17 protein-coding genes are annotated in these 17,352 nt (G+C 63.6%); 6 read left to right on the top strand and 11 right to left on the bottom strand.

The window, feature by feature from the left end; all coding sequences use genetic code 11:
* Window positions 1-703 (bottom strand): response regulator (locus tag AC5DC2_RS06740; protein WP_491697953.1); only part of this gene is annotated, 703 nt, incomplete at its 3' end.
* Window positions 704-871: 168 nt separating this feature from the next.
* Here AC5DC2_RS06740 and AC5DC2_RS06735 point away from each other — a divergent pair.
* Window positions 872-1,537, top strand: coding sequence for an EF-hand domain-containing protein (locus AC5DC2_RS06735; RefSeq protein ID WP_024708175.1), 666 nt, complete (start codon window positions 872-874; stop codon window positions 1,535-1,537).
* A 103-nt stretch (window positions 1,538-1,640) separates the two neighbouring features.
* Here AC5DC2_RS06735 and AC5DC2_RS06730 read toward each other — a convergent pair whose 3' ends face one another.
* The 4 genes from AC5DC2_RS06730 to AC5DC2_RS06715 all read right to left on the bottom strand — a co-directional run bounded on the left by AC5DC2_RS06730 (window position 1,641) and on the right by AC5DC2_RS06715 (window position 5,865).
* On the bottom strand, window positions 1,641-2,420 hold the full coding sequence (locus tag AC5DC2_RS06730; protein ID WP_491697952.1) for an IclR family transcriptional regulator: 780 nt from the start codon (window positions 2,418-2,420) through the stop codon (window positions 1,641-1,643).
* A gap of 45 nt (window positions 2,421-2,465) precedes the next feature.
* Window positions 2,466-3,827: a TRAP transporter large permease gene (locus AC5DC2_RS06725; RefSeq protein WP_491697951.1), complete on the bottom strand. Its 1,362-nt coding sequence runs from the start codon at window positions 3,825-3,827 to the stop codon at window positions 2,466-2,468.
* Window positions 3,828-3,836: 9 nt separating this feature from the next.
* Window positions 3,837-4,511 (bottom strand): TRAP transporter small permease, encoded by a 675-nt coding sequence (locus AC5DC2_RS06720; RefSeq protein ID WP_051424070.1) that lies wholly within the window; start codon window positions 4,509-4,511, stop codon window positions 3,837-3,839.
* 118 nt (window positions 4,512-4,629) lie between these two features.
* Complete coding sequence (locus AC5DC2_RS06715) at window positions 4,630-5,865, bottom strand: TRAP transporter substrate-binding protein (protein WP_024708179.1); 1,236 nt, start codon at window positions 5,863-5,865, stop codon at window positions 4,630-4,632.
* Window positions 5,866-5,979: 114 nt separating this feature from the next.
* On the opposite strand from AC5DC2_RS06715, the gene AC5DC2_RS06710 reads away from it, so the two are divergent.
* From AC5DC2_RS06710 to AC5DC2_RS06690, 5 genes are all read left to right on the top strand, one after another.
* Window positions 5,980-7,596 (top strand): GMC family oxidoreductase, encoded by a 1,617-nt coding sequence (locus AC5DC2_RS06710; RefSeq protein WP_491697950.1) that lies wholly within the window; start codon window positions 5,980-5,982, stop codon window positions 7,594-7,596.
* Between the two features lie 47 nt (window positions 7,597-7,643).
* On the top strand, window positions 7,644-9,416 hold the full coding sequence (xsc, locus tag AC5DC2_RS06705; protein WP_491697949.1) for a sulfoacetaldehyde acetyltransferase: 1,773 nt from the start codon (window positions 7,644-7,646) through the stop codon (window positions 9,414-9,416).
* A gap of 61 nt (window positions 9,417-9,477) precedes the next feature.
* On the top strand, window positions 9,478-10,512 hold the full coding sequence (locus tag AC5DC2_RS06700) for a YeiH family protein (protein ID WP_491697948.1): 1,035 nt from the start codon (window positions 9,478-9,480) through the stop codon (window positions 10,510-10,512).
* Between the two features lie 4 nt (window positions 10,513-10,516).
* On the top strand, window positions 10,517-11,521 hold the full coding sequence (gene pta / locus AC5DC2_RS06695) for a phosphate acetyltransferase (RefSeq protein WP_024708183.1): 1,005 nt from the start codon (window positions 10,517-10,519) through the stop codon (window positions 11,519-11,521).
* A 48-nt stretch (window positions 11,522-11,569) separates the two neighbouring features.
* Window positions 11,570-12,331, top strand: coding sequence for a sulfite exporter TauE/SafE family protein (locus AC5DC2_RS06690; protein WP_024708184.1), 762 nt, complete (start codon window positions 11,570-11,572; stop codon window positions 12,329-12,331).
* Between the two features lie 7 nt (window positions 12,332-12,338).
* Here the strand turns inward: AC5DC2_RS06690 and AC5DC2_RS06685 are convergent, their stop codons facing one another.
* From AC5DC2_RS06685 to AC5DC2_RS06660, 6 genes are all read right to left on the bottom strand, one after another.
* Entirely contained in the window at window positions 12,339-13,178 is an 840-nt protein-coding gene (locus AC5DC2_RS06685; protein ID WP_491697947.1) for a hypothetical protein, read from the bottom strand.
* An 84-nt stretch (window positions 13,179-13,262) separates the two neighbouring features.
* Window positions 13,263-13,739: a transcription elongation factor GreA gene (gene greA, locus AC5DC2_RS06680; RefSeq protein ID WP_024708186.1), complete on the bottom strand. Its 477-nt coding sequence runs from the start codon at window positions 13,737-13,739 to the stop codon at window positions 13,263-13,265.
* Window positions 13,740-14,032: 293 nt separating this feature from the next.
* Entirely contained in the window at window positions 14,033-15,565 is a 1,533-nt protein-coding gene (locus AC5DC2_RS06675; RefSeq protein ID WP_024708187.1) for an MFS transporter, read from the bottom strand.
* Between the two features lie 108 nt (window positions 15,566-15,673).
* The gene (locus AC5DC2_RS06670; protein WP_491697946.1) at window positions 15,674-16,450 is read right to left on the bottom strand and encodes a VOC family protein; all 777 of its coding nucleotides are present in this window, start codon (window positions 16,448-16,450) and stop codon (window positions 15,674-15,676) included.
* 157 nt (window positions 16,451-16,607) lie between these two features.
* Window positions 16,608-17,072: an SRPBCC family protein gene (locus AC5DC2_RS06665; protein ID WP_491697945.1), complete on the bottom strand. Its 465-nt coding sequence runs from the start codon at window positions 17,070-17,072 to the stop codon at window positions 16,608-16,610.
* Window positions 17,069-17,352: SRPBCC family protein (locus AC5DC2_RS06660; RefSeq protein WP_491697944.1), on the bottom strand; the 284-nt coding region annotated here is incomplete at its 5' end. The genes AC5DC2_RS06665 and AC5DC2_RS06660, both read right to left, overlap by 4 nt.

The following is a 17,352-nucleotide window of genomic DNA, read 5'->3' as shown; positions in this document are numbered from 1 at the left end:
CGCAGGCAAGCGAGTAGCCGCCGCCGCGCACCGTGACGATGATCTCGGGGCTCGTCGGATCCGGTTCGATCTTGCGGCGCAGGCGGCTGATCTGGTTGTCGATGGTGCGGTCGAACACATGGGCGCTGCGGCCGGAAGTGGCGTCAAGAAGCTGCTCGCGGCTCAGGACGAAGCGCGGACGCGCGAGAAGCACGGTCAGGAGCCGGAAATCGGCCGTCGTCAGCGCCTCCTCGCGGCCGTCATCGGCGGTCAGGCGGCGCGTGTCCGTGTCGAGCGTCCAGCCGGCGAAGCGCAGAATTTCGCCGGCCGGCGCGCCGGGTATTTTCGGCTGGCGCTCCGCGCGGCGCAGGATGGCGCGGATGCGCGCCAGAAGCTCGCGCGGGTTGAAGGGTTTCGGCAGATAGTCATCCGCCCCGACCTCCAGGCCGATGATCCGGTCGGTCTCCTCGCCGAGCGCGGTCAGCATCAGGATCGGTACGCTGCCCTCCGCGCTGAGACGCCGGCAGACGGAAATGCCGTCCTCGCCGGGCATCATCACATCGAGCACAATCAGGTCGAAGTTTGCCCCGCGCAGCTTGTCGTCCATTTCGGCCGCATCGCGCACGGCGGTCGCCCGGTAGCCGTTCTTCTGCAGGTAGGTCTGCACGGCATCGCGGATGTCCCGGTGATCGTCAACGATCAGGATGTGCGGTTCGTTGTTCATGATCTCACCATAGCCCAGCCGGGCGACCGGTTGCGCAAAACTGTGTCACGTTTTGTATCAGGCGGCGGGCCCTGCGACCAATGGATACAACAAAGCGCCATCCCGGCATCATGCTGCGACAGAGGAGCGTCAGATTGGCGACATCGACAGATCGAAAGGAGCGATGTCATGAAACGCAGAACACTCTTCGCAGCAGGACTGGTTGCAGCACTCATCGGCGGCGCTGCCGTTCCCGCACTCGCGGCAGGGCCCGACGACAGCTGGGGCGGCCGCGGCCAGGGGCCCCGGCAGATGATGACCGATTGCAACGGCCCGCAGGGCGCAGCAAGAGGCCCCGGCGGCCGTCAGGGCATGATGCAGCGCGGCTATGACCAGAACGGCTTCGCCCAGGACAACAGGGGCTCCGGCCGGATGGCGATGCGCGGCAATGACGACGGCGCCTATGGCCGCGGCATGATGCAGGGGCAGCGCGGCGGTCCGCAGGCCGATTTCGGGCCCGGCGGCATGCGCGGTCCCGGCACGGGGCCCGGCAATGGCCCGCGCGGCGCAGGCCAGGCGGGCGGCCCGCAGATGATGGGCGACCTCGGCCAGTATGACAAGAACGGCGACGGCTATCTTTCGCTGGACGAGTTCGAGGCCTTCCAGGTCGAGGTCGGACGTCCGATGTTCGCGCGTCACTTCCAGTATCTCGACAGCGACGGTGACGGCAAGGTCGCGGTTTCGCAACTGCCGGTTCCCGGCGCCGGTCCGCAGCAGCCCTTCGCGCAAGGGGCGGCCGGCAACCAGGGCCAGCAGCCGCCGATGCCGCGCGGCGCGGGCAACCCGAACAACTGAGCCCTTCGACAGACGGTGTGCGCCGTGCTGGAGCCGTCGCCCTTCGGGGCGGCGGTTGTCTCGTTTTGTCCTTGGGCGGGCGAATAAGCCGCCGGCCTTCACGTCAGAGGTCGGACTTGCTGATCAGCGCCGAAAGCTTGTCGGCGGCCGTATTCAGGCGGTCGACATTGTTGATCGCCTCGTCCAGCGAAAGCCGCTGCAGCGGCGCATGGAATGAAAGCGCGGAGACAAGCCGGCCGAAACTGTCGCGGATCGGCACGGCGACGGCGATCATGCCGTCCATGAATTCCTCGTTGTCCGTCGCATAGCCCCGCTCGCGCACGCGATCGAGCTCGGCGACGAGATCGCCGGCCGAGGTGATCGTGTTTGCCGCGCGCGGCGAAAGCGCCGTCGCGCGCAGATAGTTTTCCAGATGCTTGCGCTCGAGCGAACTCAGATACATCTTGCCGCTGGCCGTACAGTAGAACGGCACGCGCGTTCCGACGGGAAGCTGGATCCTGAGCGGCCATTTGGTTTCCACGCGTTCCAGGTAAACCATGGCGTCGAGATCCGGCAACGAGATGTTGCAGGTCTCGTTGATCGCCTCGGCAAGCTCGGAGAGGATCGCCACGCGCGCGGTCCTGATCCTGAGCGAGGACAGAATGCCCGCCGACATGACGCGCAGCCTGCGGCCGGGGCAATAGCCGCGCCCGTCGATCTCGCGCTGGATGAAGCCCTCGGCCTCAAGCGTCGCGAACAGCCGATGGATCGTCGGCTTCGGCAGGCCAAGCGTCTGGTTCACCTCGGTCGGCGTGACGGGCGATCCGGCTTCCGCCAGTGCTTCGAGCACCAACAGAAGGCGGAGGTTTGTCGGGATCTGTCCGTCCCTGGCTTGATCGTCCAATATCGTCTCTCAAACGCGTTTCATCTCATCTGGCGAAATGCCGGCTCATCGCTGCGGGATTAGCATTGTCGAGAGTGACGGGACAAGCGCGACGAGGACCCAAACCGCAATCAGCGCGACGATATAGGGGTAGATATAGCGCAGTATGCGGAAATAGGACACGCCGGTCACGCCCGAGGCGACATAAAGATTGAGGCCGTAGGGCGGGGTAATGAAGCCGATCGAGGCGCCGATCAGGAAGACCACGGCGAACTGGATCGGATCAACGCCGATGGAGGCGGCAATCGGGGCCAGAATCGGCGCCATGATGATCGTTGTCGGCAGGCTCTCCAGCACCATGCCGGTGATGAACACCAGCGCCATGGCGGTGAAGAGAACCGGGTAATAGCCGCCCATGGAGCGGACGAAATCGCCGATCGCCTGTTCGGCGCCGAGAACCGAGAGGATCTGCTGCATGACGACGGAGATCGCGATCAGCGGCGCCAGAATGCCGGTGATCTGGGCCGAGCGCAGGGTGATCGACGGGATGTCGAGCGGCGTGAAACCGCGCACCACCAGCATTTCCGCATAGCCGCGTTCGTTCGGCGGACGGTCTTCCGAAGGCGAGCCCATCATCCGGTGAAGCGGCAGCGACAGGAAGCCGACAAGCACGCAGAAGCCGACGGTGACGGCGGCCGCCTCGGTCGGCGAGAATTTTCCGGTGTAGATGCCCCACAGTACGATGCCGATGGCGAAGAAGCCAAGCCAGGAACCGATGCCGGTCTTCAGGATGCGGGACGGCTCCAGCGCGATGATGTGGCCCCAGCCGTTCTTCCGGCAGATCAGCCAGCAGAAAAACATCATCGAAAGCCCCATCAGAAGGCCCGGAATGATGCCGGCGACGAAGAGATCGGAAATCGGCAGGTTCATCAGGAAGCCGTAGACGATGAAGATGATCGATGGCGGGATGATGATGCCGAGCGTGCCGCCGGCCGCAGCCGTTGCCGCCGAAAAGCGCTCGTCATAGCCGCCCTTCTTCATTTCCGGATGCAGCATGGCGCCGATCGTGGCCGTGGTGGCCGAATTCGAGCCCGAGATCGCGGCAAACAGGCCGCAGGCGCCGATCGCCGCCATGGCAAGGCCGCCGCGCAGCCAGCCGAGGCAGGAATAGGCGAAGTCGGACATGCGCCGGGCGATGCCGGACTGGTTGATCAGGTCGCCGGTGAGGATGAAGAGCGGCATCGCCAGAAGCGCGAAGCCGTCGGTGAAGACATCCGACAGCGCGGAGCCCAGATTGTCGAGCGGCAGGCCGAGCATCATGCTCATGCCGATCACCCAGAGGCCGATGACGAGGAGCACGGGAACGCCGATCAGGAAGAAACCGGTGGCGCCGAGCGAGATCAAGGTAACCAGAAGAGAGTCTGACATGGGGCCTCCTCAATCGCCGAATTGCGCCGACGCGGAGATGAGGTCGGCGCCGTTTCTGTATTTGCGATAGTCGATCGCAAGGTTCTCGATCGCCCGTCCGGCAATCAGGATGAAGCTGATGGGCACGGAGATGAGCAGCCACCATTGCATGACATTGTCGGTGCCGAGCAGGATCTGGAAATTGGCCGCCGAGTTGAATACGACGCGCGTCGAGGTGACGACGACGACCCAGGAGAAGGCGAGCCAGAGCATGGCGTCGATGACGAGGCAGGCGAACTGGGCGTTGCGCGGCATCATCGAACGGAACTCCGCGAAGCTCAGGTGATTGCGGAATTTGAGATTGTAGGCGCAGCCTGCCCAGCTCATGATCAGGAACAGGAAGGGCGGCAGCGTTGTCGACCAGGGCGCCTGCACCGAAAAGACGAAGCGGCGGATCACCTCGACGCCGATGATCGCGGCGATCAGCAGATAGGACCAGATCATCACCGATTTTTCGAAATGGTTTTCGAGCGCGGGAAAGCGCGCGTAAAGAATGGCGACCAAGAGGCCGCCGAGAAGCGTGACGACAAGGCCCACCAGCCAGGCGCCATTCGTGCCCAGGGCCTCGCTTATCGTCCAGGAATCCCAGCTCGGAATTGCCGCGATAATCGACCAGGCTTCGTTCAGCAACGTCACCAACCTCATCTCCTCCCAAAGAATGTCCTCGCCGACCTTGCTTACCGAAGGGGCAGGCGGCGGCAGTCGCAAACAGCCGGCATCCCTCCCGAATGCCGGCTGTTTTCATGTCATGGCCGATCAGCGATCAGCTTTTCCACCAGCGGCGGGGCTCGACATTTTCAGGCTTCATGTCGGCCGGCACTTCGCGCGCGATGGCGCTGATTTCCGCATAGGTGTCGATGCCGCCGGCCCAGTTGTTGAGCCGTTCGCGCCACTGCGCCCAGGGCTCGGGATTGTATTCCGGCGAGCACATTTCTTCCGCCATCTTGATCTGGTCGTCGGCCAGGAAGGCCGGACGCACATTATATTCGTCAAAGATGGTGCCGGGCAGCTGCGGATCGGAGAAGCCGACGGTCTTGACCAGGGCTGCCTCATTTGCCGCCTGGATCTGCACCTGCGTCAGATAGGACGATTCCATCACCGCGTCCTGCACGTCCGGCTCGAAACTGTCGAACACCTTGGATGACATGGAGGTATGCTCCGTGCCGCAGAAGAATTTGAGGTCGACGGACTGCGAGACCACCGGCGACATGTTGGCGTAGGCCACGGCCGAAGCCCAGGTTTCCGCGCCGTCGATCAGGCCTTGCTTCAGGCCGTCGAGCGTTTCTTCCCAGGCGATCGGAACCGGATTGAGGTTCAGAAGCTGCATGGCGATGCGGCCGAGCTGGGTGCCGGTGACGCGGTTCTTGGTGCCGAAAAGCTCCTCCAGTTTCGTCACCGTCGGCTTGTCCTGATATTTGAGGCCAAGCTGGATGCCGCGCAGTTCGCAATGCGAGAACAGGAATTTCAGCCCGTGGCGCTTTTCCAGCGGGTCGCGCAGGATGCGCTGGGAACCGGGGCTGTAAAGGAAGTGATACTGCGAGGCCCGGCCCGGGAACATGTAGGCATAGTCCAGCACGTTCAGATAGGGCGCGCCGCCGGCCGAGTTCTGGGTCGAGGCGGCATAGATGTCGATAATGCCGAGCTGGGTCTTCTCAACGCAGTTCAGCTGTCCGCAGATCTGGTTGTCGCCGATGAATTCGACGCGCACGAGACCGTCGGTGCGCTCCTCGAGGTCGCGGGCAAATTCCAGGCAGCCGGCGCGCTCGATCATGAGGTTGCGCGCGTTGAAACCCGATGCGCCGTATTTCAGCGTGTATTTCGGCTCCTTGGAAAAACGCTTCTCATAGGTTGACTCGACCGCCTGTGCCAGGCGCGGCAGCGTGACTGCGCCCGCCATCGCGCTTGCTGCCAGAAGCGTCGAGCTCAATCCGAATTTCCCTGAAAGCTTGAAAAGATCGCGCCGCGAAATGCCGCGGAGTTTCTCATTCAGTCCCGTCATTTCTTCCCTCCCTCTGAAAAAATGAGACTTGCAGTATCGATTTCAATCATATATCGACTGTTCTTGCAAGGAGATTTCGTTGCATTTTGTCAATTCGGGGCTTGAGGGGGGCTCATGGAGCGGCTGGAAGCGGATTATGTGATTGTCGGCGCGGGCTCGGCTGGCTGTGTGATCGCCAACAGGCTGAGCGCCGATCCGAATGTGCGCGTCGTGCTGCTGGAGGCCGGGCCTTCGGACTGGAACCCGTGGATCCACATTCCCGTCGGCTATTTCCGCATGATGCACAATCCGTCCGTCGACTGGTGCTACAGGACCGAGCCGGATCCGGGCCTCAACGGCCGTTCGCTCGACTGGCCGCGCGGCAGGGTGCTCGGCGGTTCGTCCTCGCTCAACGGCCTGCTCTATGTGCGCGGCCAGCAGGAGGACTATGACCGCTGGGCGCAAATGGGGAACGCCGGCTGGAGCTGGGAAGACGTTCTGCCGCTGTTCAAGCGCTCGGAAAACCAGGAGCGCGGCGCGGACGACTATCACGGCGCGGAAGGCGAGCTTTCCGTGTCCAACATGCGCCTGCAGCGCCCGATCTGCGATGCCTGGGTGGCCGCTGCCACGGCAGAAGGCTATCCGTTCAATCCGGATTATAACGGCGCCACGCAGGAAGGCGTCGGCTATTTCCAGTTGACGGCCCGCAAGGGGCGGCGCTGCTCGTCGGCCGTTGCCTTTCTGAAGCCGGCAAGGAAGCGGTCGAACCTCACGGTCGTCACCGGCGCGCTGGTCGAAAAGGTGGTGATCGAAAACGGCAGGGCCACGGGCGTGCGCTATCTTTCGGGCGGCAGGAGCGAGGCGCAGGTTACGGCGCGGCGCGAGGTGATCCTTTCGTCCGGCGCAGTCAATTCGCCGCAACTCCTGATGCTCTCCGGCATCGGCGATGCCGAACAACTGAAGAAGAACGGCATCGAGGTCGTTTGCCATTCGCCGGATGTCGGTCGCAATCTTCAGGACCATCTTCAGGCCCGCCTCGTGTTCAAATGCAACGAGCCGACGCTGAACGACGAGGTGCGTTCGATCTTCAACCAGGCGCGCATCGCGCTCAAATATGCGCTTTTCCGTGCAGGCCCGATGACCATGGCGGCAAGCCTTGCCACGGGCTTCCTGCGCACCGGCGACCATGTGGAAACGCCGGACATCCAGTTTCACGTCCAGCCCTGGTCGGCCGACAGTCCTGGCGAGGGGGTTCATCCCTTTTCCGCCTTCACCATGTCGGTCTGCCAGTTAAGGCCGGAAAGCCGGGGCGAGATCGTGCTGAACGGCCCGGACCCGCGCACCTATCCGAAGATTTTTCCCCATTATCTGTCCACCGAGACGGACCGCCGCACCGTCGTTGAAGGCGTGCGCATTGCGCGCCGCATCGCCCGCCAGGCGCCGCTCAACTCGAAGATTTCCGAGGAATTCAGGCCATCAAGCGACCTGGCGATCGATGACTACGAGGGCACGTTGGCCTGGGCGCGCGACTATTCGACAACGATCTATCATCCGACCGGTACCTGCCGCATGGGCCAGGACGAGCGCGCCGTGGTGGACGAGCGTCTGCGGGTTCGCGGCGTTGACGGCCTGCGCGTCGCCGATTGCTCGATCATGCCGGAAATCGTCTCCGGCAACACCAATGCGCCGGCAATCATGATCGGCGAGAAACTGAGCGATCTCGTGCGCGAAGACGCGCGGCGCACCGCCTGAAAGGCGACCGACAACACGATTTCGAAAATTCGGAGAGGAGAAACCCGATGAAAATGACTACCGAGGAAGCCTTCGTCAAAGTCCTGCAGATGCACGGCATCCAGCATGCCTTCGGCATTATCGGCTCGGCGATGATGCCGATTTCGGACCTGTTTCCGCGCGCCGGCATCACGTTCTGGGACTGCGCCCATGAGTGCAATGCCGGGATGATGGCTGACGGCTATTCCCGCGCCACCGGGCGCATGTCGATGGTTGTGGCCCAGAACGGCCCCGGCATCACCTCGCTGGTGACCCCGGTGAAGACGGCCTACTGGAACCATACGCCGCTTCTGGTCGTCACACCGCAGGCCGCCAACAAGACAATGGGGCAGGGCGGCTTCCAGGAAGTCGAGCAGATGGCGCTGTTCAAGGATATGGTCGCCTATCAGGAAGAGGTGCGCGACCCGACCCGCATCGCCGAAGTCCTGAACCGCGTGATCCTGAAGGCCAAGCGCGCCTGCGGTCCGGCGCAGATCAACGTGCCGCGCGATTTCTGGACACAGGTGATCGATATCGAACTGCCGGCGATCGTCGAATTCGAGCGTCCCGCCGGCGGCGAGGAAGCGGTTGACCGCGCGGCCGAGCTTCTCAGCAAGGCGAAATTTCCGGTCATTCTCAATGGCGCAGGCGTCGTTCTCGGCGGCGCGATCGAAGCCTCGAAGGCGCTTGCCGAACGGCTCGATGCCCCGGTCTGCGTCGGCTACCAGCATAATGACGCCTTTCCGGGCTCGCATCCGCTGTTTGCCGGGCCGCTCGGCTATAATGGCTCCAAGGCGGCGATGGAACTGATCGCCAAGGCGGATGTCGTGCTGGCGCTCGGCACCCGCCTCAATCCCTTCTCCACGCTGCCGGGCTACGGCATCGACTACTGGCCGAAGGATGCGGAAATCATCCAGGTCGACATCAATCCCGACCGCATCGGGCTCACCAAGAAGGTGACCGTCGGCATTGTCGGCGACAGCAGGAAGGTTGCGACCGGCATTCTCGACCGGCTCTCCGGCACGGCGGGCAATGCCGGCCGCGATGAACGCAAGGCGCTGATCGCCAAGACCAAGTCCGCCTGGGCGCAGGAGCTGACCTCGCTCGATCACGAGGAAGACGATGTCGGCACGACCTGGAACGAGCGTGCCCGCAACCGCGAGCCGGAACGCATGAGCCCGCGCATGGCCTGGCGCGCCATCCAGAAGGCAATGCCAAAGGATGCGATCATCACGTCCGATATCGGCAATAACTGCGCCATCGGCAATGCCTATCCGACTTTCGAGGCGGGCCGCAAATATCTTGCTCCCGGCCTCTTCGGCCCCTGCGGCTACGGCTTCCCGGCCATAACCGGGGCCAAGATCGGCCAGCCCAATACGCCGGTGATCGGCTTTGCCGGCGACGGCGCCTTCGGCATCTCCATGAACGAGATGGTCTCGCTGAAGCGCGAGCACTGGCCGGCGATCACCATGGTGATCTTCCGCAACTATCAGTGGGGCGCGGAAAAGCGCAACACGACGCTGTGGTTTGATGACAATTTCGTCGGGACCGAACTCTCGCTCGATGTGCGCTATGCCGATATTGCCAGGGCCTGCGGCGTCGAGGGCGTTCAGGTGACGACGATGGAGGCGCTTTCGGCCGAGCTCGACAAGGCGATCGAGCGGCAGATGAAGGAGAAGAAGACCACCTTCATCGAGGTCGTGCTCAACCAGGAACTCGGCGAGCCCTTCCGTCGCGACGCGATGAAGAAGCCGGTCTCGGTGGCCGGCATCGACCCCGCCGACATGCGCGCCGACGCCTGAGATCAGACGTTGGGAGGGCCGGTCTCCGGCCCTTCCTGAATCTTCCGGGGGAGGGAAGAGCATGGCCGATGATGGCCCCGCCGATGGAACGCTGACGCGTGTGCGCCGGTTTTTCGATATCAACAAATACGGGCTGCTGGTCTGCGCGCTGATTGCGACCGCAGCACAGTTCCTCGCGGAACATTACGGCGCGCCGGCCATGCTGATGGCGCTTCTGATCGGCATCGCCTTTCATTTCCTCACCGAAGATCAGCGCATGGCGGCCGGCATCGATCTGACGGCGAAGAAGGTGCTGCGCTTCGGCGTTGCCATCTTGGGCGCGCGCATCAGCGCCGACATGCTGATCGGGCTTGGCTGGCAGATGGTCCTGCTTCTGGTTCTGGCGGTTGCCGGCACCATCCTTTTCGGAGTCGCGGTGGCGCGACTGATGGGGCGGAGCTGGCATTTCGGCGCGCTTTCCGGCGGTTCGGTGGCAATCTGCGGCGCCTCTGCCGCCATGGCGATTGCCGCGGTCCTGCCCAAGGACGAGGATTCGGAACGCAATCTGATCTTCGTCGTCATGGGGGTCACGATCCTGAGCACGATCGCGATGATCTTCTATCCGATCCTGACGAGCGTGCTCGCTTTCACCGATCTGCAGTCGGGCACCTTTCTCGGCGGCACGATCCACGATGTCGCGCAGGTCGTCGGCGCCGGATTTTCCGTCTCGGTCCCCGCCGGCGAGATGGCGACGCTGGTGAAGCTGATCCGGGTGACGATGCTCGCTCCGGTCATTCTCGTGCTCTCGCTTGTCATCCGCAAACAGATGTCCGGCGCGGTTCCGGAGGCAGGGCGCCCGCCGCTCCTGCCCTTGTTCGTGATCGCCTTTCTGGTGCTGTCGGCGGCGAATACGTTCGGGCTCGTGCCCGAAGCGCTCGGTCGCCTGCTTGCCGAGATTTCCCGCTGGGCGCTGCTCTTCGCCGTCGCGGCGGTGGGCATGAAGACCTCGCTCAAAAGCATGCTGCAGGTCGGCGGTCAGGCCATCCTGCTCATCGTTCTGGAAACCCTGTTCATCGGCGCGATCGTGCTGGTGGGCACAATCGTAATCGTGAGGTGAACGCATGAAACCGCTTGAAAAGATCATGGCCGCGGCAAAGCGGCTCGACAAGAAGATCGTGCTTCCCGAAGCCGACGATCCGCGCATTCTGGAGGCGGCCTGCAAGGCGGTCGAGAGGGGGCTTGCGCGGATTGCTCTTGTCGGCAACCGCGAGAAGATCGCCGCGCGCTGTCAACAGCTGGGCCTCACGCTGCCGGCGGCGATCGAGACCGAGGACCCGCAGAATTCCCCGCTTCTGTCCGAACTGATCGCGCTCTATTTCAGGCTGCGCAAGCACAAGGGCATTACCGAGGAGGATGCGGCGCGGATCGCGCGCGAACCGCATGTGTTCGCCGCGCTGATGGTCAAGGCCGGCCATGCCGATGGCACGGTCGGCGGCGCCCATCATGCGACGGCTGACATGGTGCGCACGGCAATCCAGGTGATCGGACCTGCGCCCGGCACGCGTCTGGTCTCCAGCTTTTTCCTGATGCTGATGGAGGCGGAGCACCACCCGAAGAAGGGCGCCTTCATCTTCTGCGACCCCGCCCTCGTGATCGACCCCAACCCGGGCGAGCTGAGCAAGATCGCGATCGCGGCCGCCCATTCCTTCGATGTGTTGACCGGGGAGACGCCGAAGATCGCGATGCTCTCCTTTGCAACGCGGGGCAGCGCTTCGCATCCTTCCGTCGAGAAAGTCGAGGCGGCCGTCAAGCTCCTGAAGCTCAACCGTCCCGATCTCCTGGTCGACGGGCCGATCCAGTTTGACGCTGCCTTCGTGCCGGAGATCGCCAGCGCCAAGGGCGCGGGCGAACCGCTCGGCGGCGATGCCAACATCTTCATCTTTCCCAATCTCGAAGCCGGCAATATCGGCTACAAGATCGCCGAGCGGATCGGCGGCGCCACTGCCGTCGGCCCGGTGCTTCAGGGGCTGGCGAAGCCCGCGAACGATCTTTCGCGCGGCTGCTCGGCCGAGGATGTGCTGGACATGATCGCGGTGACGGCCTGCCAGGTGGACGCGCATCTATGAGGATGGCGGGCAACGGAAGCCGGCGGCGGCTGCGGCCCGGGCGGGCAGATGCCTGAACTTGCCTTTTCCCTGCCCGTTTATATCGGGTTTGCGTTGATCCTTTCGGTCGGCGCCTTCTTTCGCGGCTTTGCCGGTTTCGGCATGGCGCTGGTTGCCATGCCGCTGCTCATTCTTCTGGTGCCGCCGCAAAGCGCCATCCTGGCGCTGATGGTGGTCCAGATCGTGCTCAGTAGCTTCGACATGCGGGAGTGCCTGGGCTTTGCCGATCGCAGAGCGGTGTTCCTTCTGGCCGTCGCCGCCTTTCTCGGCACGCCGATCGGGCTCATCGCCATCGGCTTCGTGCCGCTTTACATGGCGCAGATCATCATCGGCGCGATTGCCGGCGCGGCCGCGCTCGTCCTGTTCTTCAGGTTCTCGCTGAAGTCCGACATGGGGATGGTCTCGACCGCTTTGGTCGGTTTCCTTTCGGGCCTTTTCGGCGGACTTGCGGCCGCGCCTGGACCACCGGTGGTCGCCTATTTCCTCGCCCGCAAGATCTCACCGCGCGAAAAACGGGCCTCGATGATCCTGCTGTTTGCGATCATGGCGGTGTTCGCGCTGCTGACGGCGGCCGCGCGCGGCACGCTCAACCTCGATATCATCCTGCTCGGATTGATTTCCTCGCCCGTCTGTTACGCCGGATCGGCCCTTGGGGCGGCCTGTTTCCGCCGCGGCTCGGATGACGGCTATCGCGTGCTTGCCCTTGCCGCCATGGAGTTTTCGGCGCTCTTCAGCATCGCGCTCGGGCTCTACGGAGGGTTTGGCGGGTAGGCGCGTTCTACAGTTCCGTCTTCTCGTCGGCGTCGGGCCGCTCGAGCCGGCCGTGTTCAAACAGGCCGGGATAGGCAACGCCGATCTTCGCATGCAGGCCGCGCCACCATTTGCGGTTGGCCGGGCAGTTGATCGGGTGCTCCAGATCTGCCAAGCCGTTGACCCGCTTCTTGCCGGGGTTCTGGCGGGCGAACGTCATCAGCGGGCCGAGAAAGAACGCGCGGCTCGTCAGGAACGGGCGGTTCGACCAGCTGATGCAGTCGGACCGGGTCAGGTAGAGCTCGTCTTCGAGCCTGGCGATGTATCGGTTGCCGTTTGCGGGGGTCGTCGGCATGGCGAAGGATTCATGCACGCGAAACCGCGCCGCGCCCGGCCGCAGAACGCCGCGCAGCGTTTTCCTCAGCGGTTCATCCGGTTTCCAGTAGCGCAGGAACCGGCTGGAAAGCGTGTGATTGCGCCCCGAGAGCTGGAAGGCGGTCATCTCGTGCGCATCAAAGAGCAGGAATGCACGGATCATCAGGTCGCGCACGCCGTCTTTCCCGACGAGCGTGTTGTCACCCTCGACGATGACGATGCGCTCGGTGGACAAAACCTCCCCGCAACGGGCGAGCCCCTCCTGGATGCCGAGATTATGCTCGGTGGCGACCGGCTCGAACCCGAAGGCCCGGGCGATTTCCATCTCTTCTGGGCTGCCTTCCTGGCAGACGACCTTCCGCTCGGCGAAGAGATCGCTTACCGGGCCGAGAGAACGAAGGGTGCGCTCCAGCGTTTTCGGCGATTTCCAGGTGAGGACGGAAAGGCCGACTTCCGGAAGCCCGTCATCGGGTCTGTTCGAAAGAGAAGACATGGTATCGGCGTCCGATGAGAAGCGTCCGGCGCGGGCAGGGGATGGGCTGTTTGGCGGGCATGGCGCATGGCCTTCCCGCCAGCCTCAACGCCACAGGATTTCGAGAACTTCGTAGGCGCGGGAACCGCCCGGCGCGTTGACCTCGATCGAATCGCCGACTTCCTTGCCGATGAGCGCGCGCGAGATCGGAGACGAGATCGAAATCCTGCCCGACTTCACATCGGCTTCCTGGTCGCCGACGATCTGGTATATCTTTTCTTCTTCCGTGTCCTCGTCGACAAGCTTCACCGTCGCGCCGAACCGGACCTTGTCGCCGGTCATCTTGGCCGGATCCACGACTTCGGCGCGGGTGGTCACGTCCTCAAGCTCGCTGATGCGGCCCTCATTGTAGCTCTGGGCCTCCTTGGCGGCATGATATTCGGCGTTTTCGGACAGGTCGCCATGGGCGCGCGCTTCCGAGATCGCCTGAATGATGCGCGGACGTTCCTCCTGCTGGCGCCAGCGAAGCTCTTCCTTCAGCTTCTCCGCGCCGGCCTTGGTCATCGGTACTTTTTCGACCATATTCTTGTCCTTCGGTCATTGGCAAAGCGGCGGGCGGGCCCGATGGGAGGCCTTTTCGCGCCGCCGCCTCTTCAGTTCATGCGTTCTGTCGTGAGACAAACAGCCCTCCACTTAGGAAGTCCCAGGCCGTTTTGCCACAGAAAAAGAAACAGGTTCCGGAGCGTTGACCCCGGAACCAGTTTCAAACCTGATCCGCGTTATAGCAGATGGGCGGTCGCCATTTCCAGATAAATCGAAAGCGCGACAAAACGCGTGCATGCATCCGTGGGTCGCATTTTCGTCCTGCAAGACGGTCAGTGGCCGGTCGCTTCGACCCGGGGCTCGTGCCTGCCGTAGATACGTTGCGCGGCGAGTGCGAGGAGAACGAGGGCGACGGCGGCGACGCCCGAGCAGACCGCGAAACTCAGGCTGAATGCGGAGCGGGCGGTGGCAAGCCAGAGCGGAGCGGACAATCCGAGCTCCCGGGCGCCGTCGACGGCGCCGGCAAGCGTCTGGCCGGCCGCCGCCGCGATTTCGGCGGGAAGGTCCGAAAGATCGGCCCTTGCCATATCGAGCCGGTAGACCATCGTCGCCAGGCTGCCCAGAATGCCGACGCCGAGCGCGCCGCCGAGTTCCGCGCTGGTTTCCGACATGGCCGAGGCCACGCCGCCGCGCTCGGGCGGGGCGGAGCCGACGATGAGGCCCGTCGTCGTCAGCATCACCGGAATGAACCCCGCGCCGAGAACGGCATTGGCGAGAAGAACGCCCGCAAGGCTTTCCGCATAGGCGGCAAATCCCATCAGCGCGGCGCCGGCCGCAAAGATCACAAGGCCGCCGAGGACCGTTCTCACCGGTCCGAAATGATTGGTGACGCGATAGGCCTGAAGCGACATGACCGTGTAGAACAGGCCGGGAATCGCGGCCCAGAGCGCCGCCTCAAGCGGCGTCAGGCCGATCACGAGCTGGAAGAACTGAGTCTGCATCAGGAACAGGGCGAAGATGAAGAACACGCCGCAAAGATTGACGAGCATCGAGACGGTGAAGGCCGGCGCGCGGAACAGCGCCAGGTCCACCAGCGGCTCGGCAAGTCCGCGCTGGCGCCTGACGAAGAACGCTCCGAACATCAGCCCCGCGGCCACCGGCAGAAGGTAGGGCGCGTCGAAGCCGTAGATTGCCATGTGCTTGAAGCCGTAGATCACCGGCAGAACTGTCGCAAGCGAGAGGACGACGCTGGCTAGGTCCAGCCGCGGGCTCTCGCCGGAGCGGTATTCCGGCAGCAGGAAGGGCGCGCAGGCAATCAGCAGCGCCATGATCGGCACATTGATGAGAAACACCGATCCCCAGTGGAAGAAATGCAGCAGGACGCCGCCGATCAACGGCCCGACAAGGCCGCCGAGCGCGAAGGCTGTGCCCCAGACGCCGATGGCGCGGTTGCGTTCGCCCTCGTCGCGGAACATGTTCATGATCAGGGAAAGCGTCGAGGGCGCGATGGTGGCGCCGGCGATCCCCAGAAGCGCGCGGGCGAAGACCAGCATGCCCGCGCTCTGGGCAAAGGCGGCAAAGGCGGAAGCGGCGGCGAAGGCGGCGGCCCCCAGGACCAGCAGCCTGCGTCGGCCGATCCGGTCGCCGAGCCCGCCCATGGTGACGAGAAAACCCGCGACCATGAAGCCGTAGATGTCATTCATCCAGAGCAGTTCCGTGGCCGACGGCTCGAGTTCGCGCACGATCGAGGGAATGGCGAGGAACAGGACCGACAGATCCATGGAATAGACAAGGCAGGCGACGGACAGGGCCACGAGGCCCGTCCATTCGCGTCGCGTGGCTTTTGCGGGGACCATTTCAGTCATGGGGTATTCTCCGAACCTGCGCCGCGTCAGCGGCAGACGGAATTTGCGCCGGAGATGTCTCCGGCGCAACCTGTGTTTCTTCAATTTCGGGGAGGAGCGGGCTTTGGTCTATCGGCTGTCGGAGACCAGGCAGAAATAGGCGCCCTGCGGATCGAGGCACTGGGCGATCACGGCGCCGTCCGGCACATCCATCGGACCGTTGAGAAGCTGTCCGCCGTCGTTCTTCACCCGCTCGATGGCGGCGTCCAGACCGTCGACATAGATGTAGTAGGCCCATGCCGAAACCGGCATGTCGTCCGGTTTCTTCATGATGCCGCCGATCGGTTCCTCGCCCGGGCCGAAGAGGTGGTATTTGCCCATCGGGCCCATATCCATCGTCGACGTTTCCTTCCAGCCGAACATTTTTTCGTAGAAGGCGACGGCCGCTTCGGCGTCGCTGGTGTAGAGCTCGCACCAGCCGAACGTGCCGGGCGTTCTCGCCGGCGGCGCCTCCGGCATGCCGCCTTCCGGCATAATGGGGTTGAACAGGCAGATCACCGCGCCCTGCGGGTCTGAGACCACGGCGAAGCGTCCGACCGAGGGGATATCCATGGCAGGAACGTTGATGCTCCCGCCCTCGGCGGCAAACGCGGCGGCCTTGGCGTCGACATCCTCGACATAGACATAGCCGGACCAGTTCGGCGGGACATTGCGGGCCAGCATCTCCTCGTTGAGGGCCATCATGCCGGCGGCATAGGTCTCAAAGCCGGAAACGCAAAAGAGCGTGTAGCTGAAATCGGGCATGCCGCCGTCGCGGGCGCTCCAGCCGATAACGTCTTTATAGAAGGCTTCGGCCGCAGCCGTATCGGTCGTCAGAAGTTCGTACCAGACGAATTCGCTGCTCATGTCGCTCTCCTTTTGAAGGTATTCCGGAAATCGCCGCCTATTTAAGTTGATATCAACCTAATTGATCGTCGTCAATCCCGTTTGTCGCACGACTGAGTAGCGTTTTCATGACAGACGGCCGGCGGCGGGATCGGCCCGGCCGCACCGGTTTCGCCTGCTACGCCTCCAGTCCGGCGACGTAGCGCTCTAGCTTTGCCAGGGTCTGCCGCCCGCCATCGACGGCGCCGAAGTCTACGGTCGCATCGCGGGCCTCGGCCGTCTCGAAGATCAGGATCAGCGAGACGCGGGTCTTTCCGCCTTCGTCCTCGAGCAGGATCAGGCCTCGGAAATGGGCGGGCTCGCCGCGTTCGCCGCCATGGTCGTAGGCGATGCGGGAAGGAGGGGTGATCTCCGTGTAGCGGATCCAGTTCGGCCAGTCCTTCCCGTCCGGCCCGTGCATCGTGTAATGCCAAAGTCCGCCGACGGAAAAGTCCATCGCGTGGGTTTCGTTGGTGAAGCCGTCCGGCCCCCACCATTGGTCGAGGTGCTTCTCATCGGACAGCGCCTTGAACACCAGTTCGCGCGGGGCGTCCATGACGCGCTCCAGCCGGATGATTCTTGCGGGATCGAGGTCTGCGGTCATCGGTCTTCTCCTTCCAGAAACCGTGCGAGCCGTTCGAGATTCTGGTCGTTGGCGGCCTTGAGGAAGTGGGCCATGGCCTGGTTTTCCTCGGTCGGCTCGAATTCCATTACCCAGACAAGGCGGCTTCCCCCGGCATGTTCCTCGAACCGCATCTCCAGCACGAAATCATGCATCGGCAGATGATGGCGGGCGCGGACCATGCGGCCGTCCTCGATCGCGAGAAAACTCCAGTGGTTGTCGAATTCATCGCCGTTCGAGGCGGTCATGACGATCCGCCAGC

The sequence above is a fragment of the Martelella sp. genome (assembly GCF_984369615.1).
Note: the sequence above shows the minus strand (reverse complement) of the source record. Positions and strands in the feature narration are given on the sequence as shown.